The organism is Streptomyces sp. NPDC019224 (genome assembly GCF_040632605.1).
Taxonomy (GTDB): domain Bacteria; phylum Actinomycetota; class Actinomycetes; order Streptomycetales; family Streptomycetaceae; genus Streptomyces.
Genome location: NZ_JBEYCF010000011.1, coordinates 41991 through 67681 on the forward strand (window position 1 = coordinate 41991; position 25691 = coordinate 67681).

The window sequence follows — 25691 nt, forward strand, 5'->3', positions numbered from 1 at the left end:
GATGACTGCGCTGGCGGCACGACCCGGGGGACGGCCCGAGACGAACTGTTCATGCAGGAGGGAACGGAGCGGGTGGTGCTGTTCCCGTGCGGGAGCGGGCCCGCGAGCGGGGCGGGACCCTGGGTCTCCGGGCGGTGCGGGCCGGGACGTGTGACGTTCACCGGTGGCGCGCACCGCCCGGAGGGCTGGGGCGGAGCCCCGGTCAGACGCCGGTGAGGTGTTCGGGCCGCACGGGCGTCCGGTTGAGCTCCAGACCCGTCGCGTTCCGGATCGCCGCGAGGACGGCCGGGGTGGACGACAGGGTCGGGGCCTCGCCGACGCCGCGCAGCCCGTACGGGGCGTGGTCGTCGGCGAGTTCGAGCACGTCGACCGGGAGGGTCGGCGTGTCGAGGATGGTGGGGAGGAGGTAGTCCGTGAAGGAGGGGTTGCGCACCTTCGCGGTCACCGGGTCGACGACGATCTCCTCCATGACGGCGATGCCCATCCCCTGGATGGTGCCGCCCTGGATCTGGCCGACGACCGACAGCGGGTTGAGCGCCTTGCCGACGTCCTGGGCGCAGGCCAGTTCGACGACCTTGACCAGGCCGAGTTCGGTGTCGACCTCGACGACCGCGCGGTGTGCGGCGAAGGAGTACTGGACGTGGCCGTTGCCCTGTCCGGTGCGCAGGTCGAAGGGCTCGGTGGGCCGGTGGCGCCACTCCAGCTCGATGTCGACGGCCTCGTCCTCCAGGACGTCCGCGATGTCGGCCAGCGCCTCGCCGCCGTCGGTGACGACCTTGCCTCCCTCCAGGAGGAGTTCGGCGGTGGCCCAGGCGGGGTGGTAGGTGCCGAACTTGCGGCGGCCCATCTCCAGGACCCGTTCGCGGACGGCCTCGCAGGAGTTCTTGACCGCGCCGCCGGTGACGTACGTCTGGCGGGAGGCGGAGGTCGATCCGGCGGAGCCGACCCTGGTGTCGGCGGGGTGGATGGTGACCTGGGCGACGCCGAGTTCGGTACGGGCGATCTGGGCGTGCACGGTGACGCCGCCCTGTCCGACCTCGGCCATGGCGGTGTGCACGGTCGCGACGGGTTCGCCGCCGATGACCTCCATGCGGACCCGGGCGGTGGAGTAGTCGTCGAAGCCCTCGGAGAAGCCGACGTTCTTCAGGCCGACCGCGTAGCCGACGCCGCGGACGACGCCCTCGCCGTGGGTGGTGTTGGACAGGCCGCCGGGCAGGGCCCGTACGTCGGGGTGCTCGCCGGCGCTCTCCCACTGGCGCTCGGGCGGCATCGGCATGGCCTTGACGCGGCGCAGCAGTTCGGCGACCGGGGCGGGCGAGTCGACCTGCTGTCCGGTGGGCAGCAGGGTGCCCTGTTCCATGGCGTTGAGCTGCCGGAACTCGACGGGGTCCATGTCCAGTTCGGCGGCGAGCTTGTCCATCTGGGCCTCGTAGGCGAAGCACGCCTGGACGGCGCCGAAGCCGCGCATGGCGCCGCACGGGGGGTTGTTGGTGTAGAGGGCGAGCGCCTCGATGTCGACGTGGTCGATGACGTACGGGCCGACGGAGAGCGAGGAGGCGTTGCCGACGACGGCCGGGGAGGCGGAGGCGTAGGCGCCGCCGTCGAGGACGATGCGGCACTTCATGTGCGTGAGCTTGCCGTCGCGGGTGGCGCCGTGCTCGTAGTGGAGCCGGGCGGGGTGGCGGTGGACGTGCCCGAAGAAGGACTCGAACCGGTTGTAGACGATCTTCACGGGCTTGTTGGTGCGCAGCGCGAGCAGGCAGGCGTGGATCTGCATCGACAGGTCCTCGCGCCCGCCGAAGGCGCCGCCGACGCCGGAGAGCGTCATGCGGACCTTGTCCTCGGGCAGGCCGAGCACGGGCGCGATCTGGCGCAGGTCGGAGTGGAGCCACTGGGTGGCCACGTACAGGTCGACGCCGCCGTCCTCGGCGGGTACGGCCAGGCCGGACTCGGGGCCGAGGAACGCCTGGTCCTGCATGCCGAAGTAGTAGTCGCCCTTGACGATCACGTCGGCCCGGGCCTCGGCCGCCGCCACGTCGCCGCGGACGATCGGCTGGCGGTGGACGATGTTGGGGTGCGGGACGTGGCCGATGTGGTGGTCGTCGCGGTTCTCGTGGACGAGGGGGGCGCCGGGGGCGGTGGCGGACGCCTCGTCGGTGACGACGGGCAGCTCGCGGTAGTCGATCCGGATCTTCGCGGCGGCGCGGCGGGCCGTCTCCGGGTGGTCGGCGGCGACGAGCGCGACGGGCTCGCCGTGGTGGCGGACCCGGCCGTGGGCGAGGACGGGGGTGTCCTGGATCTCCAGGCCGTAGTTCTTCATCGCGGCCGGCAGGTCGTCGTAGGTGAGCACCGCGTAGACGCCGGAGGTGGCCAGCGCCTCGGAGACGTCGATGGAGACGATCTCGGCGTGCGCGACGGTGGAGCGCAGGGTGTGGCCCCAGAGCATGTCCTCGTGCCACATGTCCGAGGAGTACGCGAACTCGCCGGTGACCTTCAGGATGCCGTCGGGGCGCAGCGTGGACTCGCCGACGCCGCCCTTGGTGCGGCTGCCCTGGTTGATGCTGGTGGGGGAACCGGTGACGCGCATCGTCTAGACCGTTCCTTCCGCGCGGGCGGCCGCGAGGCGGACCGCGTCGAGGATCTTCTCGTAGCCGGTGCAGCGGCAGAGGTTGCCGGAGAGCGCCTCGCGGATGTCCGCGTCGGACGGCTGCGGGGTGCGCTCCAGGAGCTCGTCGGCCGCGACCAGGAGGCCTGGGGTGCAGAAGCCGCACTGGACGGCTCCGGCGTCGATGAACGCCTGCTGGATCGGGGAGAGCTCTCCGGTGTCGCGGGTCTCCTCGCCCGCGGCCGGCTCGGCCTTCCAGCGCTTGGCCCGGTCGAGGGAGGTGCCGCAGGCGCCGGAGGCGCAGCCGGTGCCGGGGTGGGCCTCGGCGCGGTGGGCGGCGAAGTCGGCCAGGCCCTCGACGGTGACGACGTCGCGGCCCTCGGCCTGTCCGGCGGCGACCAGGCAGGAGCAGACGGGCACCCCGTCGAGACGGACCGTGCAGGAGCCGCACTCGCCCTGCTCGCAGGCGTTCTTCGAGCCGGGCAGGCCCATGCGCTCGCGCAGGACGTAGAGGAGGGACTCGCCCTCCCAGACGTCGTCGGCCTCGTGGCGGCGGCCGTTGACCGTGAAATTGACGCGCATGATCAGGCGGCTCCTTCGGTGCTGCGGCCGTTGCCGCGGTATGACTCCCAGGCCCAGCCGAGGGTGCGGCGGGCCATGATCCCGACCGCGTGCCGGCGGTAGCCCGCGGTGCCGCGCACGTCGTCGATCGGGTTGCAGGCGCCCGCGGCGAGCGTGGCGAACTGCTGGGCGACGGACGGGGTGATGATCGTGCGGCTCTCCCAGAACCCGCCCTCCTCCAGTGCGGCGTTCAGGAATTCCTCGGCCTCCTTCGCCCGTACGGGTGTCGGGGCGGCCGATCCGATGCCGGTGCGGACGGTGCGGGTCTCGGGGTGCAGGGCCAGGCCGAAGGCGCAGACGGCGATGACCATGGCGTTGCGGGTGCCGACCTTGGAGTACTGCTGGGGCCCGTCGGCCTTCTTGATGTGCACGGCCCGGATCAGTTCGTCCGGTTCGAGGGCGTTGCGCTTGACGCCGGTGTAGAAGGCGTCGATGGGGATCATCCGGGTGCCGCGTACGGACTCGGCCTCCACCTCGGCGCCCGCGGCGAGCAGGGCGGGGTGGGCGTCACCGGCCGGGGACGCGGTGCCCAGGTTGCCGCCGACGCCGCCCCGGTTGCGGATCTGCGGCGAGGCGACGGTGTGCGAGGCGAGCGCGAGACCGGGCAGTTCGGCGCGCAGGTGCTCCATGATCCGGCTGTACGGGACCGAGGCGCCGAGCCGTACGTTCTCCTGGCCCACCTCCCAGTCGGTGAGCTCGCCGATGCGGTTCAGGTCCATGAGGTACTCGGGCCGCCGGTGGTCGAAGTTGATCTCGACCATCACATCGGTGCCCCCGGCGATGGGCACAGCCGTCGGGTGCTCGGCCTTGGCGGCGAGCGCCTCCTCCCAGCTGGCGGGGCGAAGGAAGTCCATGGTGGCTCTCTTCTCGATCGGGTCTTCACGCCGGGCTGGGGGACGGCCCGCCCTCGACTCTGTTCATGTCTTCTTCACGCGTTGTGTGACCCAGTACACAAGCCCTGCTCCACCTGGTGCAGTCACCGAAGCCATGAAGGAGTTGGCTGGTCTCCGCTCATGTCTTGTAGATTCGAACGAATGGCGGGGCTCAACAGCCTCACCGCAACACCCGGACTTCACCCGTACCAACGAAAGAGATCGGCGGCGACGAGATGCGGCTGCGCGCACTGCTGGAGAACGACGCGCTGGGCCTGCGGCTGCTCGGCGGCGACGAGGAGCTGGACCGGTCGGTCCGGGGTGTGATGACGACGGACCTCCGCGACCCGAGCCGCTACCTCACGGGGGGCGAGCTGGTCCTGACCGGTCTGGCCTGGCGCCGGGACGCGGCGGACTCTGAGCCGTTCGTGCGCATCCTGTCGGGCGCCGGGGTGGCAGGTCTCGCGGCGGGCGAGGCGGAGCTGGGCGACATCCCGGACGATCTCGTCGAGGCGTGCCGCCGGCACCGGCTGCCGCTGTTCGCCGTCCACGAGACGGTCGCGTTCGCGACGATCACCGAGTACGTGGTCCGTCAGGTGTCCGGTGAGCGGGCCGGCGACCTGGCGGCGGTGGTGGACCGGCACCGCAGGCTGATGACGTCGGGCCCGGCCGGTGGCGGGCCGGAGGTGGTCCTGGATCTCCTCGGCTCCGACCTGGACCTCCGTGCCTGGGTGCTCTCCCCCACCGGCCGGCAGATCGCGGGCGCGGGCGCCCCGCTGTCGGCCGCCGCCGGGGCCGAGCTGGCCGGGCTGCATCTGGCCGCCGTCCGCTCCGGCCGCCGCGCCCCGCACCGGGCCGCCCTCGGCGGTACGACGTATTCGCTCTTCCCGATCCGGAACCACGGCCGGGGCGACGCGGCGCCGGCCTCCCGCGACGTGCGGGAGTCGGTGCTCTCCGACTGGCTGCTGGCCGTGGAGGCCGACGCGAGCGACTGGCCGGCGGCGCGGCTCGACCTCCTCCAGGGCGTCACCCAGCTGATCGCGGTCGAACGCGACCGGCGCGACGCGGCCCGCACGGTGCGCCGCCGGCTCGCCCAGGAGGTCCTTGAGCTGGTCCAGGCGGGCGCCGCGCCCGCCGAGATCGCCGCCCGGCTGCGCGTGGCCACCCCGGTCCTGCTCCCCGGCCTCGGCATCGCGCCGCACTGGCAGGTGGTGGTGGCCCGCGTCGAGTGGGACCAGGACGGCGCGCCCGCCTCCGGGGTCGCGGGCGGCCCGGTCGCCCAGGCGCTGCTGGAGGAGATCCTGGTCGACCCCTCCGTGACCGGGCCCGACTCGGCGGACCGGATCGCCGTCGCCCACACGGGTGACGAGGCCATCGCCCTGGTGCCGCTGCCCGCCGCCCCGGCCCGGCCGGACGGTGCGGCCGCCGACGCCACCGGGAGCGGGGCGGAGGGCGATGCGGAGGACGACGGCGCCGCCCTGCACGCCGACGCCCTGCTCGCCGCCGTGCGCGCCCCGCTCTCCGCGGGCCTCGCCGACGACGGCCGGCTGACACTGGGTGTCAGCGCCTCGGTGCACTCGGCCGAGGGGCTGCGCGGCGCCCTGGAGGAGGCCCGGCACGCGCGCCGGGTGGCGGCGGCCCGGCCCGGGCGGGTCTGTGCGGCCGGCCACCACGAGCTGGCCTCGCACGTCCTGCTGCTGCCGTTCGTCCCCGACGACGTGCGCCGGGCGTTCACCGCGCGGCTGCTGGACCCGCTGCGCGAGTACGACCGGCGTCACCGCGCGGAGCTGATCCCGACCCTGGAGGCCTTCCTGGACTGCGACGGTTCCTGGACCCGCTGCGCGGCCCGGCTGCACCTGCACGTCAACACGCTGCGCTACCGGGTCGGGCGAATCGAGCAGTTGACGGGGCGCGACCTGGCGCGCCTGGAGGACAAGCTCGATTTCTTCCTCGCCCTGCGGATGAGCTGAATTCCCGGGCCCCGCAAGGGCTGTACCCCGTCCCGCCGATTGTGAAAACTTTCACCTGACATTGCTTCGACCTCTTGGCCCGGCGTGCCATTCCGTGCTGTGATGCGGCCCGTACCCACGAGCGTCCGGTCGACGGCCGGACGCTCACCACAGCTCGAAGGCGCGCTCGGGGAGGGCAATGTGGCGCATACCGCCATGTCTGGTTCCGGAACGACAGCAGATGACGATCCTCCGCTCCAGACCGCGGTATGGCGGCTGCGCTCGCGCGGCTGCTGGACGGACGCCGCGGCCCTGCTGGAACACGATGCCGCCACCGACCCGGCCGCGGCCCTCCAGCGGACGGCCCTGCTGACCGAGCGGTGCCTGTACACCGGGCAGGGCTGGACGGACGCCGATGACGCCCTGCGCACCGCCGAGGCCATGGCCCACGACGACGAGGAGCGCGGCGCGGCCGCCTGCGAACGCGGCTACCTCGCGTACGCCTCGACCCTGCTCGGGGTACGGGACCGGGCCGACGAGGCCCGGGTGGCGCTGGGCCGGGCCGCCGCCCTGCTCTCCCCCGCCGCCCGGGGCCGGCCGCTGCTCGACTTCCGGCGCGGCCTGATCGCGCAGAACATCGCGGACTCCCCGCAGGCGGCCCGGGCCGCCTACCGCAGGGCCCACGCCGGCGCCACCGCGCAGGGCGACGCGCTGCTGCTCTCCTCCACCTGGCGCCACCTCGCGCTGATCGCCCTGCGCGAGGGGGAACTGGCGGAGGCCCGGCACGGCTTCGCGGAGTCCCTGCGGATAAGGGAGGAGCTGGGCTACCTGGTGGGCACGGCACCGGCGCTCATCGCGCTGGCCGACACCGAGTCCGAACCGGAGGCGGCGACCCGGCTGCGGGCCGAGGCGGGCCGGCTCTTCCGGCTGCTGGGCGGCGTCCCGACCTGGCTGGGCCCCCACCTGGACCCGCCCCCGCCGGAGACGGCCGAGGCGAACTGAGGCCGGGGCCGCGCCGTAGAGGTGCGCCGCGAAGGTGCGCCGCAGGCTGACCCCGTACGAAGGACCGCGTACGGGGTCAGCCGTCGGCGACCGTGAAGTGTGCGCGTACGAGGGACTGGACGACCGCCGCGTCCTGGGCGATCAGCGCGTCGAGCAGCGCGGTGTGCTCGGAGGCGTCGGCCAGCAGATCGGCGCGCCGGCTGACGGGGTTGTCCACCAGGGGCCACTGGGCGCGGCGGTGCAGGTCGTCGGCGACCGCCACCAGGCTGCGGTTCCCGGCGAGGGCGAGCACCGCGCCGTGGAAGGCCCGGTCCGCCTCCGCGTAACCCGCCCGGTCGCCGACCGCCGCCGCGGCCACGGTGGCGTCGGCCAGCGGACGCAGCGCGCACCAGCGGGCGGGCGGGACGGTGCGGGCGAGCCGCAGCATCACGGGGACCTCGATCAGGGCCCGCACCTCGGCCAGCTCCGCCAGCTCGCGCGGTCCGCGCTCGGCGACCCGGAAGCCACGGTTCGGCACGACCTCCACGGCCCCCTCGGCGGCCAGCTGCTGCATCGCCTCGCGCACGGGGGTGGCGGACACGCCGAAGCGGGCGCCGAGCGCGGGCGCGGAGTAGACCTGTCCGGGGACCAGCTCGCCGTCGACGAGGGCGGCGCGCAGGGCGTCCAGGATCTGGCCGCGCACCGAGTGCCGGTGCACCTGGACGCGGGGAGCGGCGGACGGCTGCCCGTGCGGGTGCTCGCCGTGGGTGTGTTCGCCGCGGGCCTGTTCGGGTACCCGCGCGGCCGGGGCGGGCACGGCGGCGGCCACCCCGTACGGGGGCCGCACCTCCTCGCGCGCTCTGCCCTGCTCCACGGATACCTCCTCGGCCGGTCGCGGGCGCGGCTCACGCGTGGGGCGCCCTGGGTGCACGATAGGCGCAAGGGCCCCCAGTTCAAACATCGATCCGGCAGGGTAAGGTAAGGCTTACCTGCTGACGATCGTGAATCGGTGGTCCCCGTATGACCCTGCCCGCCCTGCTCCCCGCAGTGACGGCCTCGCCCTTGGCCGACGCGTACGCGCGCCTGACCGAGGTCTTCCCCGGGCTGCGTGCCGAGATCCTCGCCGAGGGCGAGAGCGCCCCCGGCGGCCCCGGCTGGGTGGGCGCGCACGAGCTGGCGGCGGGCGGCGCCGCCCTGGACGCCTTCCTCGCCTTCGACGACGAACAGGTCCGGCGGGACTACGGACAGCAGGGCCGGCCCGACGTGATCGCCAGCTTCGGGCTGCACCGCTACGCCTGGCCGGCCTGTCTGCTGGTGACGGTGCCGTGGTTCCTGCACCGCCGGGTGCCCCGCATCCCGGTCGAGGACGTCTCGTTCCAGCGGGCGCTGGGCCATCTGACGCTGCGGGTGCGGGAGTTCGCCTGCCTGCCCGGCGACCCGGCGGCCGCGCTGCCGGGAGCCCGGGTGGTGGCCGACGAGGCCGCGCTGCGGGCCGAGGTGCTGGACGCGGTGGCCGAACACCTGGGACCGGTGCTCGAAGGCTTCCGGCCGCGCATGCGGCGCGGCAAGCGGGCCCTGTGGGGGATGGCGACCGACGAGATCGTCGAGGGCCTCTGGTACATCGCGCATCTGCTGGGCGAGGAGCGGCGCGCCATGACGGAGCTGGAGACGCTGCTGCCGGGCACCACGAAGCCGTACGTCGGCACGGCGGGCTTCCGTGAGCTGACAGGCCCGGACGGGGAGTCGCTGCCCACCCGGGACCGGGCGAGCTGCTGCCTCTTCTACACGCTGCGGCCCGAGGACACCTGCGTCACCTGCCCGCGCACGTGCGACGCGGAGCGCGTCCGCAAGCTGGCGCCCGCCCCCTGATCCACTCCGTCGATCCACACCGCCCGGACGGGTGGCATCAATTCGAACACCATGCGCAGGCCCCTGGGGAGTGTTCGACCAGAACGTCCATATCGACGGTCTCCGGCACCCCATTGGCGTTCTCTTGCCCCGAAACCGCCTGGCGGTGAGGGAATCTCCGCCACGATGGCGCCCGAAACGCCCTACGTGACGCAAGGGACCGCGCATGAGACTGACCGACATATCGCTTGACTGGCTGCTTCCGGGCGCCGTGCTGCTCGTGGGGGTCATGGCGGCGGTGGCGGTGGTCGCGCGCGGCAAGCGCGCCTCTGACACAGCCGCGGCCGACGACAGCTGGGAGCGCAGCGAGGAGCGGCGCAGACGCAAGGAAGCGCTGTACGCCACCGCTTCGTACGTGCTGCTGTTCTGCTGTGCGGCGGTCGCCGCCGCGCTCTCCTTCCACGGGCTCGTCGGCTTCGGCCAGCAGAACCTCGGCCTCTCCGACGGCTGGGAGTACCTGGTGCCCTTCGGCCTGGACGGGGCGGCGATGTTCTGCTCGGTCCTCGCCGTGCGGGAGGCCAGCCACGGGGACGCGGCGCTCGGCTCCCGGCTGTTGGTGTGGACCTTCGCCGGTGCCGCCGCCTGGTTCAACTGGGTGCACGCGCCGCGCGGCATCGACCACGCGGGCGCTCCGCACTTCTTCGCGGGGATGTCCCTCTCGGCCGCCGTGCTGTTCGACCGGGCGCTGAAGCAGACCCGCCGGGCCGCCCTGCGCGAGCAGGGCCTCGTGCCCCGGCCACTGCCGCAGATCCGGATCGTGCGCTGGCTGCGCGCGCCCCGCGAGACCTTCGGCGCCTGGTCGCTGATGCTGCTCGAAGGCGTACGCACGCTGGACGAGGCGGTCGACGAGGTACGCGAGGACCGCCGGGAGAAGGAGCAGAACCGTCTCCGCAGGAAGGACCAGGAGAAGCTGGACCGGGCCCACATCAAGGCCCTGAACCGGCAGAACCGGGCCTGGGGGCGGCTCGGCCGGGGCGGCCCCCCGGTCGACGTGGCCGCACTCCCCCCGGCGGCGGGCTCCACGCAGTCCGTCGCGGATCCCGCCATATCCGAGCCGGGTCAGCTGCCCCTACGACCCCGGCCATCCCTGCAAGCCGTGAACCACTCGAACTCGGCGAGCGTCCCTGAACTGGGCGCGAGCGAATCGGCCGCGGTCGATCTCACCGCCGAGGACGACACCCAGGCCCTGCCCCGGCTCGATTCGCTGGAGCAGAAACTGAAGGACCTGGAGCAGCAGTTCGGCTGAGACGCGGGACGGCGGTCGCGTACGAACGGCCCTGACGGTCCTTCCGGACCGTCAGGGCCGTTCGCCGTCCAGTTCGAACCACACCACCTTGCCCAGGGACCGGGGGCTGATCCCCCAGGAGTCGGCGAGGCTCTCCACCAGGATCAGCCCCCGGCCGTGCGTATCGTCGTCGGCGGGCGGCAGGTGCGGCTCGGGCGGCATTCCGGTGACGAAGTCCCGTACCTCCACGCGCAGTCGGCGGGGTGCGACGCTGACGGCGACGACCGCGCCGTCGTCCGTGTGCACCAGGGCGTTGGTCACCAGCTCGCTGAGCAGCAGTTCGGCGACCCGGGCCGGCTCCTCCTTCCACCGGTAGCGCAGTAACTCCCTTACGGCCCCGCGCACTTCTCCCACGGCTGCCAGGTCGGCCCGGTCCACTCTGCGGTGCATCCGGGCCACCTCGTGACGCTCCATCGTCTCCCCCGCCCACACGGTCATTCGCCCCCTGTCTCGAAGGTGCTCACGCAATGCATGCCCCGCCTACGGGCTGTCACGCTTGCGGGGCCCTGCGGGCAGGGGTGAATCGTGCGGGGCTCAGGCCCGCTTGTAGTAGTAGCCGTCGCCTGCGGCGGCGCCCACGTTGTGCTGGATTCCGCCGGCGTTGAGGGTGAAGAAGGATGCCTCCAGCGTGGCGAAGCACCGGAAGTCCTTCTTGCCGACCGGAGTGGCGGCGCTGATGTTGATGCGACTGCTGCCGTTCGTCTTGGACGTCACGGTGGCCTGGTAGGTGCAGGGCATGTACGGGACGCCGGACATGTGCACGATGCCCGTCCCGGAGATGCTGACGGTTTCCGGCTGGTTGATGTTCACGGACTCGCCGTATTTCCAGGTGCCCACGAACCCCGACGGCACCGTGCCGCCGCCCGAACCACCGGTGGAGCCGCCGGACGTGCTGGTCGAACCGCCGCCTCCGGACGTGCTCGTGGAGCCGCCCGAGGTGCTGCCGCCCGAACTCCCGCCGCCGGTGGTGGTGGAGCCACCGCTCGAACTCCCGCCGCTCGAACTCCCGCCGCCCGAGCTCCCTCCGCTGGTACCGCTGCCGCCCGAGGACGAGCCGCCGCCGGAGGAGCCGCCCGAGCCGCCGCCCGCGTCCCCCGCGTCCCGGCCGTCCTCGCCCGGCTCCCCGTCCCCGCCGTCCCTTCCGTCCTTGCCGGCGTCGTCCTTCTTCTTGCTGGGGGACGCCTTCGGGCTCTTGCTGCCGGTGGGGGAAGCGCTGCCGGCCGCCGAGGGCTCCGGCGCGGGGGTCCGGCTCGTCGCCGAGGCGGCGGGCGGCGCCGCGTGCGCCCCGCCGTCGTGACCGAACGGCTGGAGCACGACCAGCGTGCCGCCCCCGCCGCCGAGCACGACCACCAGCGGTACGGCGACCACCCAGGGGCGGCGGCGCTTCGGCTTCTCCGCCGCCTTCCTGCTTTCCGGCTCCGCCGCCACCTCGGGCGCCGCCCCGAGGTCGAGCGTCGCGCGGTCGCCCTCCTGCCGCAGCGGCTCCGCCTCCGCGTCGAGCAACTGCGCCGACTGACGGGCCAGATGGCTCACGACGGCGGCGGGCAGCCACGAGGAGGCCACCGGGCCGGCCTCGCGCCCCGGCTCGGCAAGCAGCTCGTCCACGGAGGGCCGCTCGTCGACCGGCTTGGCCAGGAGCCGGGTGATCAGCGCCTTCAGGTCCTCGTCCCGGACCCGCTTGAGCTCGGGCTCGGCCTCGGCGATCTTGTACATGATCGCGTGCTGGTTGCTCGCCCCGTGCCCGAACGGGAGCGTGCCGGTCGCCGCGTACGTCAGCACGCAGCCGAGGGTGAAGACGTCGCTCTTGGGTACCGCGCTCTCCCCGCGGACCTGCTCCGGAGCCATGAAGCCGGGCGAGCCGATCATCATGCCGGTGCTGGTGAGCAGGGACTCGACGGTGGTCCCGACGGCGCGGGCGATGCCGAAGTCGATGACCTTGGGGCCCTCCATCGTGAGCATCACGTTGGAGGGCTTGAGGTCGCGGTGCACGATGCCCGCCGCATGGATGTCCTTCAGCGCGTGCAGGAGGCCGGTGGCGAGGGCCTGCACGGAGGCGGCGGGCAGCGCGCCGTGACCCCGGACGACCTGTTCCAGGGAGAGCCCGGGGACGTAACCCGTGGCCACCCAGGGGAATTCGGCGTCCGGCGCCGCGTCCAGGACGGGTGCGGTGTAGCGCTCGCCCACACGCCGGGCCGCGTCCACCTCGCGCCGGAAGCGGGCTCTGAACTGCGGGTCCGCGACGTGCTCCGCGTGCACCACCTTGACCGCGACCGTGCGGCCGCCGTCGGCCCGGGCGAGGTACACCCGGCCCATGCCGCCCGCACCGAGCCGGCCCAGCAGCAGATAGGGCCCGATACGCGCCGGGTCCGTCGGTGTCAGCGGTTTGATGCCTCCGTCGAGGTAGTCCTCGTTGTCCGCGTGGTCGCCGTTGTTCACGCCGCTCATGTCCGAGCGCTCCCCGTATGTCCCGGACAGCGGCCCCCGGGACCGCCGCCGTCACCTGAAATCCCCATGCCCGTCCGCGACTTGGCGGACAAACGTTCAGTGTGAAGCAAAGCGGGAGTCAAGTGGAACAACTTCCGGAAACAATTCCGGAACACTCTTCCACGCCGTTTTGGCGGTGCCATGAGGAGCCAGAGATTCCGGAAGCGGGGGCCGCGTCGACGAGCCCCACGCAACAGCGCGAAGAGGCCACGACCACCAGGAGGACCGGCTCGCCCCGCTCGCCGCCCGGCTCCACGCGCACCAGGAGTCGGGCGAGCTCGTCGCACTCCCCCGCCCGTCCTGGAATCGCTGACCCTGGGGCCGGTGACGGGCATCGTGCGCCGCCGACTCTCCGTCGGGGACGTCGACATCGAGGAGGCGGCCCGTACGCCGCCGTATCGCATCTGGCGCCCCGTCAGGTCCTGAGCAGGTGTCGGACCTCCGTTCGACTTATGCACGCCCGTGGCACCCAGGCGGCCGCCGGGGTGGCATGCGTTCCCTCTCCACGGTTAACTCGCGAAGAATTCACCCGAGTTGGCGTTGACGCGCCGCTGTCTACGCGCGTCATCATGGAGCATGCGAATCCCCCCACGGATCACCACGCTCGGCGGCGCGGCCACCCTTCTGTCCGCTCTCCTCGTCGGCGGCCCCGTCACGGCGACCGCCTCGGCGACGACCACGTCGGTCGGCAGCGTCTGCTACTCGGACCTGCCGTCCCAGGCCCATGACACCCTGGACCTCATCGACGCCGGCGGCCCGTTCCCGTACGACCAGGACGGCACCGTCTTCCAGAACCGCGAGGGCGTGCTGCCCGCGCAGGGCACCGGCTACTACCACGAGTACACCGTCATCACCCCCGGCTCCCCCACGCGTGGCGCGCGGCGCATCGTCACGGGTGAGGAGTACCGGGAGGACTACTACACCGCCGACCACTACGAGACGTTCGACCTGGTCGACCACGACTGCTGACCCGCTCCCCCGGTCCGGTCCGCGCCGCGGTCCTCCACCTACGGGCGCGGGTCCACGCCCGTAGGCTCACCCCATGACCGTGACCTATGTGATCGAGGGCTCCCGGATCACCGGCCCGGACAGCTTCTGGACCGTGGTCGGCGAGGCGGTGAACGGGCCCGGTGGCTACTTCGGACGGAATCTCGACGCCTTCGCGGACTGCCTGAGCGGCGGCATGGGCACGCCGGACGACGGCGACTTCGTCATCGAGTGGCGCGATCACGCGCTGTCGGCCAGGGCGCTGGGACACGCGGAGACCGCCCGCTATCTGGAGCGTCTGGCCGCCCGCGCCCACGAGAGCAACCGCGGCCGTCTGCGCGAGGAGAGCTCACGGGCTGCGGCCGGACTCGGCCCGACCCTCTTCGACCGGCTGGTGGCGATCATCCGGGAGCGGACGGGACCGGACACTCTGCGACTGCTCTGAGGCGGGCCGGCCGTGACGCGGGTCGCCGCAGCGCCGCACCTGCGGTTCATGGGGTCGCCGGGTGAACCACGACGCCACAGACTGTCCCGACCCCGCCCCGCCGGTCAGGGACGGGGCACGTTACGCAGGTTGGAGCGGGCCATCTGGAGCATCCGGCCCACTCCGCCGTCGAGCACGATCTTGCTGGCGGACAGGGCGAAGCCGGTCACCATGTCCGCGCTGATCTTCGGCGGGATGGAGAGCGCGTTGGGATCGGTGACGACATCGACGAGCGCCGGCCCCTTGTGCTTGAAGGCGTCCTTGAGGGCGCTCGTCAGCTCCTTGGGCTTCTCGACACGGACGCCGTACGCCCCCGCCGCGCGCGCCACGGCGGCGAAGTCCGGGTTCTTGTTGGTCGTGCCGAAGGACGGCAGCCCGCCCACCAGCATCTCCAACTCGACCATGCCCAGCGAGGAGTTGTTGAAGAGCACGACCTTGACCGGCAGGTTGTACTGGACGAGGGTCAGGAAGTCGCCCATCAGCATGGTGAAGCCGCCGTCGCCCGACATCGAGACGACCTGCCGGCCCCGGTCGGTGAACTGCGCGCCGATGGCCTGCGGCAGCGCGTTGGCCATCGAGCCGTGGCTGAACGAACCGATCACCCGCCGCTTGCCGTTGGGCGTCAGGTAACGGGCCGCCCAGACGTTGCACATGCCGGTGTCGACGGTGAACACGGCATCGTCGTCCGCGAGTTCGTCCAGCACCGAGGCCACGTACTCGGGATGGATCGGCACGTGCTTCTCGACCTTGCGGGTGTACGCCTTGACCACGCCCTCCAGGGCGTCGGCGTGTTTCTTGAGCATCCGGTCGAGGAACTTGCGGTCGCTCTTCGCCCTGACCCGGGGGGTCAGACAGCGCAGGGTCTCGCGGACGTCGCCCCAGACGGCCAGGTCCAGCTTGGTGCGCCGGCCGAGGTGTTCGGGCCGCACATCGACCTGCACGATCTTCACGTCGTCGGGCAGGAAGGCGTTGTACGGGAAGTCCGTGCCGAGCAGGATCAGCAGATCGCACTCGTGGGTGGCCTCGTAGGCGGCGCCGTAGCCGAGCAGCCCGCTCATGCCGACGTCGAACGGGTTGTCGTACTGGATCCATTCCTTGCCGCGCAGAGCGTGCCCGACCGGGGCCTTGACCCGCTCGGCGAACTCCATGACCTCGGCGTGCGCGCCCGCCGTCCCGCTGCCGCAGAACAGCGTCACCCGTTTGGCCTCGTCGACCATCCGGCAGAGCTTCTCGATCTCGCCGTCGCCCGGCCGCACGGTGGGCCGCGAGGTGACCAGGGCGTGTTCGGCGGAGCGCTCCGGGGCGGGCTGCCCGGCGACGTCGCCGGGCATCGAGACGACGCTGACCCCGCCCTGGCCGACCGCGTGCTGGATGGCGGTCTGGAGCAGCCGGGGCATCTGCTGCGGGTTGGAGATCATCTCGTTGTAGTGGCTGCACTCCTGGAAGAGCAGCTCGGGGTGGGTCGCCTGGAAGTAGTTGAGGCCGATCTCGCTCGACGGGATGTGCGAGGCGAGGGCGAGCACGGGCGCCATGGAGCGGTGGGCGTCGTACAGGCCGTTGATGAGGTGCAGGTTGCCGGGGCCGCACGACCCGGCGCAGGCCGCCAGGGTCCCGGTGATCTGTGCCTCGGCGCCGGCCGCGAACGCCGCCGTCTCCTCGTGCCTGACCTGGATCCAGTCGATCTCCGCGTGCCGCCGCACGGCGTCGACGACCGGGTTGAGGCTGTCCCCGACGACGCCGTACAGGCGCTTGACGCCTGCCCGGGCGAGGATGTCGACGAACTGCTCCGACACGTTCTGCTTGGCCATGGGTGACGCACTCCCTCTGCCTGTGCTCCGTGCACGTTCGGCTGTCCGGGACGCGGGGCGCCAAACCCCGGCCCGGGCGGATATCCGGAGTCCATCAACCCATGGTGTGCGCCGTTACGCCTCCCAGACGCCGACCGCCGTCCGGTCCTCTGCGTACCCCTTCACCCGGATCTGGGTGTCCGCGAGGAACGCCCCGAGGCCCGGCGCCGCCACCGGCGACCAGCGTGCCGCGAGTTCACCGGCGAGCTCGGGCTCCTCGCGCAGCGGCTCGGCGAGACCCGCGCCGCACAGCAGCAGGGTGTCCCCCGGCCGGGCGACGGAGGCGCGGAAGCGGAACGGTTCGGCAGGCGGCGGGAGCGGGTCCTCGACGTACGGCGCGGGGCCGGTGGCGATACCGAGATCCATGGTCAGCCGGTCGCCGGCGGGCCCGCTCCCGGACGCGGCGGAGCCGAAGCCGACCACGGGCTCCCCGCTCAGCGCGGCGGGCGGGGGCAGCGCCGGTTCGAGGTCGTGCCAGTTGCCGTCCCGCAGCCGGAAGAGACCGCCGCCGCCGATGCCGAAGAAGACCCGGGTGCGACAGCCGGGATCGGCGGACAGCAGCAGGCAGCGCAGGCTCGCGGTGTACGCGTCCGGTTCGAGGCCGAGTTCGGCGGCGCGGGCGCGCAGCTTGCCGAAGGCCCGGTCGGTGAGCCGGTGCAGCCCGGACTTGAGGTCGGCGCGGCGGCCCGCCCTTATGTCGTCGGAGAGCCGGACGTGGCTGCGTCCGACCGCTTCACCGATCCAGCGGCAGGCGTCCGCCGATGCCGTCTGCGCCCCCTCCGCGCCCCGGGACGCGCCTGCGACGGCGACGAGGACCAGGGCGTTCTCCCCGCTGCCGAAGCGTGCCGTCAGCAGCGCGTCGCGGCGCGGCTCGCCCCGGAACCGGGCGGAGTCCCCGCGCACCGACGCGGCGCGCAGGGTGTACGTCCCGTAGGTGGCGCCGTCCAGCACCGTGTCCGGGACGAGGCGGTCGAGCTCGGACGGGTCGGTGGCGGGCAGGGCCGTGGGCTCGGCGTCGTAGGTGGGTGGCCTGACGCCCACATGGGCGGCCGGGGGAGGGGGCGCGGCGGGCCCCTCCTCCGCCCGCCGTTCGTCGGCGGAGGTCGCGCCGGACTCGTCGGCGGCCCGCACGTCCGCGGCCTGCCCGTCGGCGATGGGCTGCCCGGGCGGCGGGGACGCCGCGCTCTCCGCGTCCGGGAGCCCGCCGTCGACCCGGGGGTCGGCGAAGGCGGGCGGCTCCGGATCGGGGGCCGGTGGCGGGGGCTGAGGGGCCGGTCCCGGAAAGGTGCGCGGCTGCGCGGGGCCCGTCAGCGGCTCCCACGGCGCGCGTGCGCCCGCGCCGGCCGGCGCTTCCCACGGCGCGCGTGCGCCCGCGCCCGTCGGCGGCTCCCACGGGTCGCGCGCCACGGCGCCCGGCGCGGCGTCCGCCGTCCGGGTGACGGCGGAGGGCGCTTCGGGCCGCGGCGGCTCCCCCGGCTCCGGTACCGCCTCCGGGGTCCCGTAGGCCGCGCCTTCCTCGGACGCCACCGTGCCGGACGCGGAGTCGAAGCGCTCGTCGAGACTGTCGCCCGCCCGGCTCGCCCCGGTGTCCGGGGCGGATTCGTCGTACAGCCTGCGCCACCAGTCGTCCTCGCGGGCCGCCGGTTTCTCCCCCTGCTGACTCATGTCCTTATTGTCGACCGCCGGGGCCGTACGAAAACGGGCATCCGGAAAATGGGCCGGCCGGGCGCCCCCACCCCCCACGGGAAGGGCGCCCGGCGGACCGGTCGGTTGAGCCGGCTTCGGCATCCGGCGTGAGCGGCGGCGTCGAGTCTCACGTACCGCCTCCCCGGCCGGAGCCGGGTGAGGCGTGTACGCAACCCCGCGTACCGGTGATGACCGGTGCCGCTGTGCCGCCACATTGGCAGAGTGACGGGCGGTACGGCGATGATGTGCCGTGGCGAAACCACGCCGTGGCGACTTTTCGCCACGCGGATGCGCCGACAGGCGTACACACTGCTTGGGGGAGGGGTCGGGGATGCTGGGAGCCATAGGTCTCGACGAGAGGCAGGAGTCGGCCTATCGCGCACTGGTGGCGCTGGGGGCCGCCGAGGTCTCCGATCTCTCGCACCGGCTGGCGCTTCCCGAACAGGACACGGAGCGGGCGCTGCGCCGGCTGGAGCAGCGCGGCCTGGCCGCCCGGTCCTCCGCCCGCACGGGCCGGTGGGTCGCGGCTCCCCCCGGGGTCGCGCTGGGAGCCCTGCTCACCCGGCAGCGCCATCAGCTGGAGCAGGCGGAGCTGGCTGCGGTGCTGCTGGCCGAGGAGTACCGGACGGACGCCTCCGAACCCGCCGTCCACGACCTGGTCGAGGTGGTCACCGGGGCGAGCGCGGTCGCCCACCGCTTCCACCAGCTCCGGCTGGGAGCGACGAGCGAGGTGTGCGCGCTGGTCACCGGCGAACCGATCGCGGTCGGCGAGCCGGAGGAGGAGGCCACGCGCGGGGTGTCGTTCCGGAGGGTCGTCGAGCGCGAGGTGCTGGGCCTGGAGTCCGGAATCCTGGAGCTGTCGGCGGCGCTCGGCCGCGACGAGCAGTGCCGGGTCGTCCGGCGGGTCCCCACCAGGCTGGTGATCGCCGACGGGGCGCTGGCCATGGTGCCGCTGACCGGCCGGGGCGCGGAGCCCGCCGCGCTGGTGGTGCACGCCTCGGGCCTGCTGGAGTCGCTGACGGGGCTCTTCGAGGCGGTGTGGCGCGAGGCCATGCCGTTGCGGCTCGGTGAGAGCGGCACGGTCCTGGAGGCGCCGGGCGGCCCGGACCCGACGGATCTGGAGATCCTGTCGCTGCTGCTGGCCGGGCTGACCGACGCGAGCGTGGCCAAGCATCTGGACCTGGGGCTGCGGACCGTACAGCGCCGGGTCAAGGGCCTGATGGATCTCACCGGGGTCTCGACCCGGCTCCAGCTCGGCTGGCACGCCTGCGAACGGGGCTGGGTGGCCCGCGATCCCCGCCCGCGCCCGCTGCCATAACAGTCTCTGAGCTGCGCCGACGGCCGCCGGGACGGGGGCGCGGACGGGCGGGACCCGCCGGACTCCGGCAGGCTGGTCAGATGAGTGTGTGGCAGCTCGTCGCCGTCGGACTGGTGATGCTGCTCGGCCTGGTCGGTGTCCTGCTGCCGGGTGTGCCGGGGCAGGCGATCGTCTGGGCGGCCCTCCTGTGGTGGGCGCTCACCGACGTGACACCCGTCGCCTGGGGCGTGCTGATCGGGGCCACGGCGCTGCTCCTGCTGAACCAGGCGCTCAAACCGCTCCTGCCGCCGCGCCGGCCCCGTGAGTCGGGGGCGCCGCGCCGGACGCTGCTGCTGGGCGGGCTCGGCGCGATCGCCGGCTTCTTCGTGCTGCCCGTCGTGGGGGCGGTCCCCGGTTATGTCGGGGTGATCTACGGGGCGGAGCGGCTGCGCCTCGGCAGCCGGGGCGCGGGCTGGGCGTCGGTCCGCTCCGTGATGCGGGCGACCGGTTACTCGGTGCTCGTCGAACTGTTCGCGTGCCTGCTGGTGACGGGCGCCTGGCTGGGCGCGCTGGTCTGGGGCTGACCGTTCCGCCGCGCCCGGCGCACCCCGTACGAGCGCCAGGGTCGCCAGCGGGACGCGCCCGGCGTTCCGTGCGGGTCCACGTCCGGGTCGCCCAGCGCCCGCATCCGGATCAGCGCGGCCGTGGCGGGGCCGACGCCGGGCAGCCGCCGCAGCGCCTGTTCGGCCCCGTCCCGGTCGGCGCCCGCGTCCAGCCGTACGGTGCCGTCGGCGAGCGCGGTCGCGAGCGCCCGCAGGACCGGGTCCCCGACCGCCTCGGCGAGCACGGCCGGTTCGGGGAAGACATGGGTCAGCCCGCCGAACGGCACGTCCAGCGCCGTGCCGTGCTCCGCGACGAGGTCCTCGGCCGCCGCGTCGCCCACCAGCGCCCGTACGGCGAACTCCTCGGCGTCCGCCGCGCCCGGCGAGCGCACCCCCGGCCGGGCCGCGACGTCCGGGGCGAGCCGCGGATCGGCGGCCAGCAGCTCGTCGACGGCGTACGGGTCGGCGTCCAGGTCGAAGAGCCGGCGCAACCGCTGCACCGCCGTGGTCAGGTCGCGCAGATCGGTGAGGTGGACGCGGGCCTCCAGCCAGCTCCCGGCGGACCGCTCGTCCACGGCGGCGACGCCGCTGCCGTACGGGAGGCGCAGCGTGCGCCGGTACGTACGACGGCCGGGCTCCCCGCCGACCTCCTCGACGCGGGTGAGCGAAGTGGCGGCGAGCAGGTCGAAGACGTCACGGGCCGCGTACGGTCCCCGGTGGGCGAGCCGGAGCGGGATGCCGGTGGTGCGGGCCTCCCGGACCGCAGCGCCGAGGCCCGTACCGGCTTCGGCGCGCAGGGCGCTCGGGGTGCGGCCGTAGATCTGCCGGACGGTGTCGTTGAACTGCCTCAGACTGCCGAACCCGGCCGCGAAGGCGATCTCGGTGACGGGCAGGGCGGTGGTCTGCAGCAGGAGCCGGGCGGTGTGCGCGCGCTGGGCGCGGGCCAGGGCGACGGGTCCGGCGCCCAGTTCGGCGTTGAGCTGGCGCTGCACCTGGCGGGAGCTGTAGCCGAGCCGGTGGGCGAGCCCCGGGACGCCTTCCCGGTCCACCACACCGTCGCCGATCATCCGCACGGCGCGCCCGACGAGATCGGCCCGGACGTTCCACTCGGCGGAGCCGGGGACGGCGTCCGGGCGGCAGCGGCGGCACGCCCGGAAGCCGTTGCCCTGGGCGGCCGCCGCGGTCGGGTAGAAGCGGACGTTCTTCCGCTTCGGGGTGACGGCGGGGCAGCTCGGCCGGCAGTAGATGCCGGTCGTCTCGACGGCGAAGAAGAACTCGCCGTCGAAACGGGCGTCGCGGCTGCTCACCGCCTCGTACCTGGTCTCTTCGTCCCTCACGCCGTCCAGTGTGCGCCCCGCCGGGGCCCCTCACTCGCGGTTTTCGGACGTCGGCCAGGGATGGTCCGGCTAGCGGACCCGGCCGCGCTTGACCTCGATCGCGGCCCGGCCCTCGGCGTGCTTGCGCTTCCAGTCGCGCCGGATCTCGGCCCGGACGCGGGCATCGGTCTTGGCGACGATGCGCTGGTTCTCACGCTGGAGCTTGCGGTAGCTGTCGAAGCGGCGCTCGGACAGGGCGCCGTCCTCGATCGCGGCCCGCACGGCGCAGCCGGGCTCCGCCTCGTGGGCGCAGTCGTGGAACCGGCACTCCTCGGCCAGTTCCTCGATCTCGGAGAAGACCTGGCCGACGCCGACCCCGGCGTCCCAGAGGCCGACCCCGCGCAGTCCGGGGGTGTCGATGAGGACCCCGCCCGAGGGCAGGACGAGCAGGTTTCGGGTGGTGGTGGTGTGCCGGCCCTTGCCGTCCACGTCCCGGGCGGCCTGGACCTCCATCACGTCCTGGCCGAGCAGTGTGTTGGCGAGGGTGGACTTGCCGGCGCCGGAGACCCCGAGGAGCACGCTCGTACCGCCGGAGACGATCGCCGAGAACACGTCGACGCCCTCGCCGGTCGTGGAGCTGACCGGGAGGACCTGGACGCCGGGTGCGACGCGCTCGACGTCCTCGACGAGATGGGAGAGGGTGAGCGCGTCGGGGACCAGGTCGGCCTTGGTGAGGACGACGATCGGTTCGGCGGTCCGCTCCCCGTCCCCGGAGGCGTCGCCGAGCAGGGCGTCGCCACCGGCGCTGGACATGGCCAGGGCGAGGAACCGCTCGACCCGCCCCAGGTCCAGTTCCACGGCCAGCGAGACGCAGATGGCGATGTGGTCGACGTTGGTGGCGAGGACCTGGCCCTCGGAGCGCTTGGACGAGGTGGAGCGGACGAAGGCGGTGCGCCGCGGCAGCAGCGTACGGACGAACCTCGGGTCGCCGTCCGGGTCGACGGCGGCCCAGTCGCCCGTGCAGATGATCCGCATCGGGTCGCGCGGCACGACGAAGGCGGTGTCCGCCCAGACCGTGCCCTCGGGCGTGACGATGTCGCAGCGCCCGCGGTCCACTCGCACCACGCGTCCGGGGACCAGCCCCTGGGCGGCGTACGGGGCGAACTCGGCCGCCCAGTCGTCGTCCCAGCCGTAGGCGGCCAGCGGGTGGGAAGCGGTGGAGAGGGAAGAGGAGAAAGACGGGAAAGACAAGGGAAACCCTTCACAGGGTGGCCCCGGCGGTGCGCGCGACGGCGCGGAGGTCTGAAGAGGTCAGCCGGTGGCCACGGAGGTGGGAACGAGGAACTTCGACTTGTGGGCAGCGCCCACCGCAACGACCGTCGTCAAGGTCCTCACCTCCGCATTCGTCCAGGTCCGGAACCAGCGGCCATCCGCCGTCCGTCTCTCCGCACACGGTAGCCCCCGGGGCACCGGCGGTTCAACGGATTATTCCGCGCGGGCCGGTTGTCGGCAGTCATCCCCCGATCGGGTGATACGCATGGAGTTGGACCGGTCGCGGACGGTTAGGGTGCCGCACATGACCTCCCCCCGGACAGCCACCGGCACGTTCACCCAGGCCCAGTTGGGCACCCTCATCCTGATCGGCTGGAGCGGCGAGTACCGGCAGAGCGGGCGCGACGCCGCCTTTCTGCTCGCCTACTCGCTGGGCGACGGATCGGACGGCCCGGCGGCGGGCGAGCACGCCATGCGGCTGGCGTTGCAGCGCAGCGGACTCACCGTCGGCGGTGCCCCGGTGCGTGCCGACGAGACGCCGGGACTTCCCGTGAAGCTCCTCGTCCAGGCCGGTCAGGCCGTCCTGACCCTGCCCCACTTCACCGCGCAGTACCCGGTGCCGCCCGAGTGGCTGGCGGCGGCGACCGACCAGGGCGAGGTGCACGCGATGTTCGCCACCCGCCCGTGGCCGCAGGGCGCGCCCGGTCTCCCGGTCGGCGAGGCGGAGCTGCGCGCCTTCGCCGGTGACGCGGAGGTCATCGCGTCCTCGGCGCACTGCGTGCTCCCGGTGCGCAGCCTCGGCTGACCGGTCCCACGGAAGAGGCCCACCACCCGGCGAGGGTGGTGGGCCTCCGTCATGCCGTACGCGCACACGTCGCACAGGACGGACGACGCGCGGCGGGCCGCCCTCCGTGGGCGGGGTACGGAATCAGTTGTTGCCGACGCCGTTCCCGGAGAGGACCGGGATGTCCTCCACCAGGTGCGAGAGGGGCTCGTCGCCCTTGGCCTGGGTGGAGTTCTCGGCGCACTGCTGGTTCTGCGGGTTGGACAGGACGTCGATGTCCTGGGCCGTGACGGGAACGAGCAGACCCACGAGCGAGCCCGCGTTCACCTTGACCGGAGCACCCACGCAGAGCTTGTTCAGCGAGCCCTGGATGAGCTGGGCCTGCGGGCTGCCGTCGCCCCGGGTCACGCTGTTGCCGAACGTGCTGCTGGCACCGTTGCCGTTGACCGAGGTGGTGCCCCCGTCGTTACCGATCGCCATGGCCGAGGGGGCCGCGGCGGCCGAGAGGCCGACCAGGGACACGGCCACTGCCGCGCCGGCCATCATCTTCTTCATCACGCTTCACCTTTCGGAGCGTTCCGTTCTGGAACGTACTGATCAACCCCGCGCGAAGGGTTCGGTTCCGCCGATCCACCCATACGGGTCGCCTCCGGCATGAGTTCGACGGGCCGGCGTCAGTCCCGGCCGCCCGCCTCGTCCGGGGTCCGCGCGGCGGGCACGAGGCCGCCCACGCGGGCGGGGCCGGCTGTCGCGGGCCGCGTCGGGGCGGGTTCGGTCCGTGCGGCCCGCCACTCGGCGAGGAGCCGGTCGTAGATCGGGGTGGTGCTGTGCGGGTTCCGGCTGTCGTGCTGGTCCATGAGGAGGCCCTACCCGTTGCGGCGGGGACCGGCCGCCCCGCTACGGCAAGCGGCCCAGCGGGCCGCCCGTACGGACGACCGCCGGGCCGGGCGGGTGCGGGCACGCACATGGGGCCGGCGGGTCCGCGGCGGCCGGTGTGCGGCTGCCCGGACGTACCGGCCCCACGGGTGCGTCAGGAAGGGTTGGGCAGTCGGTGAACCACCCGTGCGTCATGGGCCGTCAGTCGTTGGCGGCCCCGTTGCCCGAGAGGATCGGGATGTCGCTCAGGATGTGCGACAGCGCCTCGTCACCCTTGGCCTGGGTGGAGTTCTCGGTGCACTGCTGGTTCTGCGGCGAGGACAGGACATTGACGTCCTGGACCGAGATCGGGATGGCACCGAGCAGCGAACCGACGTTGGCCTTGGCCGGCAGGGCGATGCAGGGCTTGTTGAGCGAGCCCTGGATGAGGGCGAACTGCGGGCTCCAGTCGCCGTGGGTGGCGGAGTTGCCGTACGCCTGCATGGCACCGTTGCCGTTGACGGAGGTGGTGCCCTGGTCATTGCCGATGGCCATGGCCTGCGGGGCGACCGCGGCGGAGACGCCGACGATCGATGCGGCGACCGCTGCCGAGGCCATCATCTTCTTGATCATTGAACTGCCCTTCTGGTTCTTCTCTGGTTGCCCGCCGGTGCCGAGCGCACTGATCAACTCGGCGTCGCGGTAATGGTTGTGGCGCGTCACTCGAAAGGTGCGCGCGCCACCGGAAGTCGCACGCGGTCGAACATGTGCGCTCGCGTCCTGGTGCTGCGGCCGTGGATCAGCGGGCGAGCGGCAGGCCGCCGAGGAGGGGGGCCGCGCCCTTCACCGCTCCGGTGGCCCGGCCGGCGACCTCGGTGACGGTTCCGTTCTCGTGCAGGGTGTCGGCGGCGTCGCTGACGGTGCCGACGACCGGGTCGACCGCCTGCGGGGCGGCCGCCACCACCTGGTTGACGCCTCCGTCGAGGCTGAAGCTGGGGGCCGTGGGGGTGGCGACGGCGAAGGCGGGGGCAGCCGTGCCGAACGCGACCACGGAACCGGCGACGAGTGCGGCGGACTTCGCGTACTTCACTTTCGGTTTCCCTTCTGCGGCGGCGGATTATCCGGTCGCGTCCCCGCGCCGCACGAGCCCTCCTTGGCCGTGACTTCCGCCGCTTTCCCCCTGCCTAACGACGCGGTCACGGCAGGGCAACTGGAGGCACCCGCCTTTCTTCGATTCCGGGGCGGCTCCGGATTCCCGCCGCCGGGAACGACGGGCGGCAACGGAAAAGCCCCGGGCCGCTTGGAGTGCGGTCCGGGGCTTTCGAGCCGAGAGAATTCGGCAGGCCCGAATCAGTCGTTGACGCAGACGTTCCCGAAGGCCGGGTTCAGCAGGCCGACGACGCTGATGCTGTTGCCGCAGACGTTGATCGGGATGGAAATCGGCACCTGGATGGTGTTGCCGGAGATGACGCCCGGCGAGTGGGCGGAGGCACCCTCGGCACCCGCGTCGGCGAACGCGGGGGTAGCGGCACCCACGGCCATGAGCGTACCGGCGGCGACGGCGGCGATCTTGGTGTACTTCACTTCAAACCCTTTCTTCGGCGGAGTCCGGAGCGGCCACGGCTTTCGTGCCGCACGAGCGCGGACCTGATCGCTCGTAACTCCGCCGCTGTCATTCGTAACGATTCCGGACGGTGGACGAAACTGCTCAGTGAGCAGATTCCTCGAATACCCCCCGAATGATGCAGTTTCCGGTCATCCGACCGCGTTTCATCCCGAACCGTGCGAGATCCGGGCAGGCGCGCACGGAGGGCGACAGAGGGCCCGGACCGCTCGGAGGAGGAACGCCGGCGGTC

At 73.1% G+C, this 25691-nt stretch carries 24 protein-coding genes; 9 read left to right on the plus strand and 15 right to left on the minus strand.

Annotated elements, in window-relative coordinates:
• Positions 1-202: 202 nt before the first annotated feature.
• From ABZ564_RS09675 to ABZ564_RS09685, 3 genes are read right to left on the minus strand one after another with little or no spacing between them, the layout of a single operon-like run.
• Positions 203-2587 (minus strand): molybdopterin cofactor-binding domain-containing protein, encoded by a 2385-nt coding sequence (locus ABZ564_RS09675; RefSeq protein WP_360852302.1) that lies wholly within the window; start codon positions 2585-2587, stop codon positions 203-205.
• A gap of 3 nt (positions 2588-2590) precedes the next feature.
• Positions 2591-3187, minus strand: a complete 597-nt coding sequence (locus ABZ564_RS09680) for a (2Fe-2S)-binding protein (RefSeq protein ID WP_360852305.1) — start codon at positions 3185-3187, stop codon at positions 2591-2593.
• A gap of 2 nt (positions 3188-3189) precedes the next feature.
• Entirely contained in the window at positions 3190-4080 is an 891-nt protein-coding gene (locus ABZ564_RS09685; RefSeq protein WP_360852308.1) for a xanthine dehydrogenase family protein subunit M, read from the minus strand.
• Between the two features lie 254 nt (positions 4081-4334).
• On the opposite strand from ABZ564_RS09685, the gene ABZ564_RS09690 reads away from it, so the two are divergent.
• Together ABZ564_RS09690 and ABZ564_RS09695 are read left to right on the plus strand one after the other, a co-directional pair.
• On the plus strand, positions 4335-6068 hold the full coding sequence (locus ABZ564_RS09690) for a PucR family transcriptional regulator ligand-binding domain-containing protein (RefSeq protein ID WP_360852312.1): 1734 nt from the start codon (positions 4335-4337) through the stop codon (positions 6066-6068).
• 195 nt (positions 6069-6263) lie between these two features.
• Positions 6264-7049, plus strand: a complete 786-nt coding sequence (locus tag ABZ564_RS09695; protein ID WP_360852315.1) for a hypothetical protein — start codon at positions 6264-6266, stop codon at positions 7047-7049.
• 76 nt (positions 7050-7125) lie between these two features.
• On the opposite strand, the gene ABZ564_RS09700 is transcribed toward ABZ564_RS09695, so the two are convergent.
• Positions 7126-7902 (minus strand): GntR family transcriptional regulator, encoded by a 777-nt coding sequence (locus ABZ564_RS09700; RefSeq protein WP_360852318.1) that lies wholly within the window; start codon positions 7900-7902, stop codon positions 7126-7128.
• Positions 7903-8048: 146 nt separating this feature from the next.
• On the opposite strand from ABZ564_RS09700, the gene ABZ564_RS09705 reads away from it, so the two are divergent.
• Together ABZ564_RS09705 and ABZ564_RS09710 are read left to right on the plus strand one after the other, a co-directional pair.
• Entirely contained in the window at positions 8049-8897 is an 849-nt protein-coding gene (locus ABZ564_RS09705; RefSeq protein WP_360852321.1) for a (2Fe-2S)-binding protein, read from the plus strand.
• A gap of 205 nt (positions 8898-9102) precedes the next feature.
• The gene (locus ABZ564_RS09710) at positions 9103-10182 is read left to right on the plus strand and encodes a DUF2637 domain-containing protein (RefSeq protein WP_360852324.1); all 1080 of its coding nucleotides are present in this window, start codon (positions 9103-9105) and stop codon (positions 10180-10182) included.
• A 51-nt stretch (positions 10183-10233) separates the two neighbouring features.
• Here ABZ564_RS09710 and ABZ564_RS09715 read toward each other — a convergent pair whose 3' ends face one another.
• Both ABZ564_RS09715 and ABZ564_RS09720 read right to left on the minus strand, forming a co-directional pair.
• Complete coding sequence (locus ABZ564_RS09715) at positions 10234-10599, minus strand: ATP-binding protein (protein ID WP_360852578.1); 366 nt, start codon at positions 10597-10599, stop codon at positions 10234-10236.
• 156 nt (positions 10600-10755) lie between these two features.
• On the minus strand, positions 10756-12666 hold the full coding sequence (locus ABZ564_RS09720) for a serine/threonine-protein kinase (protein ID WP_360852327.1): 1911 nt from the start codon (positions 12664-12666) through the stop codon (positions 10756-10758).
• A gap of 615 nt (positions 12667-13281) precedes the next feature.
• Between ABZ564_RS09720 and ABZ564_RS09725 the strand changes: the two genes are divergently transcribed.
• Complete coding sequence (locus ABZ564_RS09725; RefSeq protein WP_360852331.1) at positions 13282-13674, plus strand: ribonuclease domain-containing protein; 393 nt, start codon at positions 13282-13284, stop codon at positions 13672-13674.
• Positions 13675-13747: 73 nt separating this feature from the next.
• Positions 13748-14137, plus strand: coding sequence for a barstar family protein (locus ABZ564_RS09730; protein ID WP_360852333.1), 390 nt, complete (start codon positions 13748-13750; stop codon positions 14135-14137).
• Between the two features lie 104 nt (positions 14138-14241).
• Here ABZ564_RS09730 and ABZ564_RS09735 read toward each other — a convergent pair whose 3' ends face one another.
• On the minus strand, positions 14242-15984 hold the full coding sequence (locus ABZ564_RS09735) for a pyruvate dehydrogenase (RefSeq protein ID WP_360852336.1): 1743 nt from the start codon (positions 15982-15984) through the stop codon (positions 14242-14244).
• A 114-nt stretch (positions 15985-16098) separates the two neighbouring features.
• Positions 16099-17688, minus strand: coding sequence for a protein phosphatase 2C domain-containing protein (locus ABZ564_RS09740; protein WP_360852339.1), 1590 nt, complete (start codon positions 17686-17688; stop codon positions 16099-16101).
• A 352-nt stretch (positions 17689-18040) separates the two neighbouring features.
• Between ABZ564_RS09740 and ABZ564_RS09745 the strand changes: the two genes are divergently transcribed.
• Positions 18041-19027: a helix-turn-helix domain-containing protein gene (locus tag ABZ564_RS09745; protein ID WP_360852342.1), complete on the plus strand. Its 987-nt coding sequence runs from the start codon at positions 18041-18043 to the stop codon at positions 19025-19027.
• A gap of 80 nt (positions 19028-19107) precedes the next feature.
• On the plus strand, positions 19108-19590 hold the full coding sequence (locus ABZ564_RS09750) for a DUF456 domain-containing protein (RefSeq protein ID WP_360852345.1): 483 nt from the start codon (positions 19108-19110) through the stop codon (positions 19588-19590).
• Here ABZ564_RS09750 and ABZ564_RS09755 read toward each other — a convergent pair.
• Both ABZ564_RS09755 and rsgA read right to left on the minus strand, forming a co-directional pair.
• Positions 19515-20945 (minus strand): AlkA N-terminal domain-containing protein, encoded by a 1431-nt coding sequence (locus tag ABZ564_RS09755; RefSeq protein ID WP_360852348.1) that lies wholly within the window; start codon positions 20943-20945, stop codon positions 19515-19517. The two genes, ABZ564_RS09750 and ABZ564_RS09755, sit on opposite strands and share 76 nt — an antisense overlap.
• Positions 20946-21014: 69 nt before the next feature.
• Positions 21015-22175: a ribosome small subunit-dependent GTPase A gene (gene rsgA, locus ABZ564_RS09760; RefSeq protein ID WP_360852351.1), complete on the minus strand. Its 1161-nt coding sequence runs from the start codon at positions 22173-22175 to the stop codon at positions 21015-21017.
• 325 nt (positions 22176-22500) lie between these two features.
• Here rsgA and ABZ564_RS09765 point away from each other — a divergent pair, with 325 nt between their 5' ends.
• A complete protein-coding gene (locus ABZ564_RS09765; protein ID WP_360852354.1) occupies positions 22501-23001 on the plus strand; it encodes a DUF5949 family protein in 501 nt (166 codons plus the stop codon).
• 123 nt (positions 23002-23124) lie between these two features.
• Here the strand turns inward: ABZ564_RS09765 and ABZ564_RS09770 are convergent, their stop codons facing one another.
• The 5 genes from ABZ564_RS09770 to ABZ564_RS09790 all read right to left on the minus strand — a co-directional run bounded on the left by ABZ564_RS09770 (position 23125) and on the right by ABZ564_RS09790 (position 25419).
• On the minus strand, positions 23125-23535 hold the full coding sequence (locus ABZ564_RS09770) for a rodlin (protein WP_360852357.1): 411 nt from the start codon (positions 23533-23535) through the stop codon (positions 23125-23127).
• Positions 23536-23654: 119 nt separating this feature from the next.
• Complete coding sequence (locus ABZ564_RS09775) at positions 23655-23837, minus strand: hypothetical protein (RefSeq protein ID WP_360852360.1); 183 nt, start codon at positions 23835-23837, stop codon at positions 23655-23657.
• 220 nt (positions 23838-24057) lie between these two features.
• On the minus strand, positions 24058-24468 hold the full coding sequence (locus tag ABZ564_RS09780) for a rodlin (RefSeq protein WP_360852363.1): 411 nt from the start codon (positions 24466-24468) through the stop codon (positions 24058-24060).
• Positions 24469-24634: 166 nt separating this feature from the next.
• On the minus strand, positions 24635-24925 hold the full coding sequence (locus ABZ564_RS09785; protein WP_360852366.1) for a hypothetical protein: 291 nt from the start codon (positions 24923-24925) through the stop codon (positions 24635-24637).
• 260 nt (positions 24926-25185) lie between these two features.
• On the minus strand, positions 25186-25419 hold the full coding sequence (locus ABZ564_RS09790) for a chaplin (protein ID WP_360852369.1): 234 nt from the start codon (positions 25417-25419) through the stop codon (positions 25186-25188).
• Positions 25420-25691 lie beyond the last annotated feature (272 nt).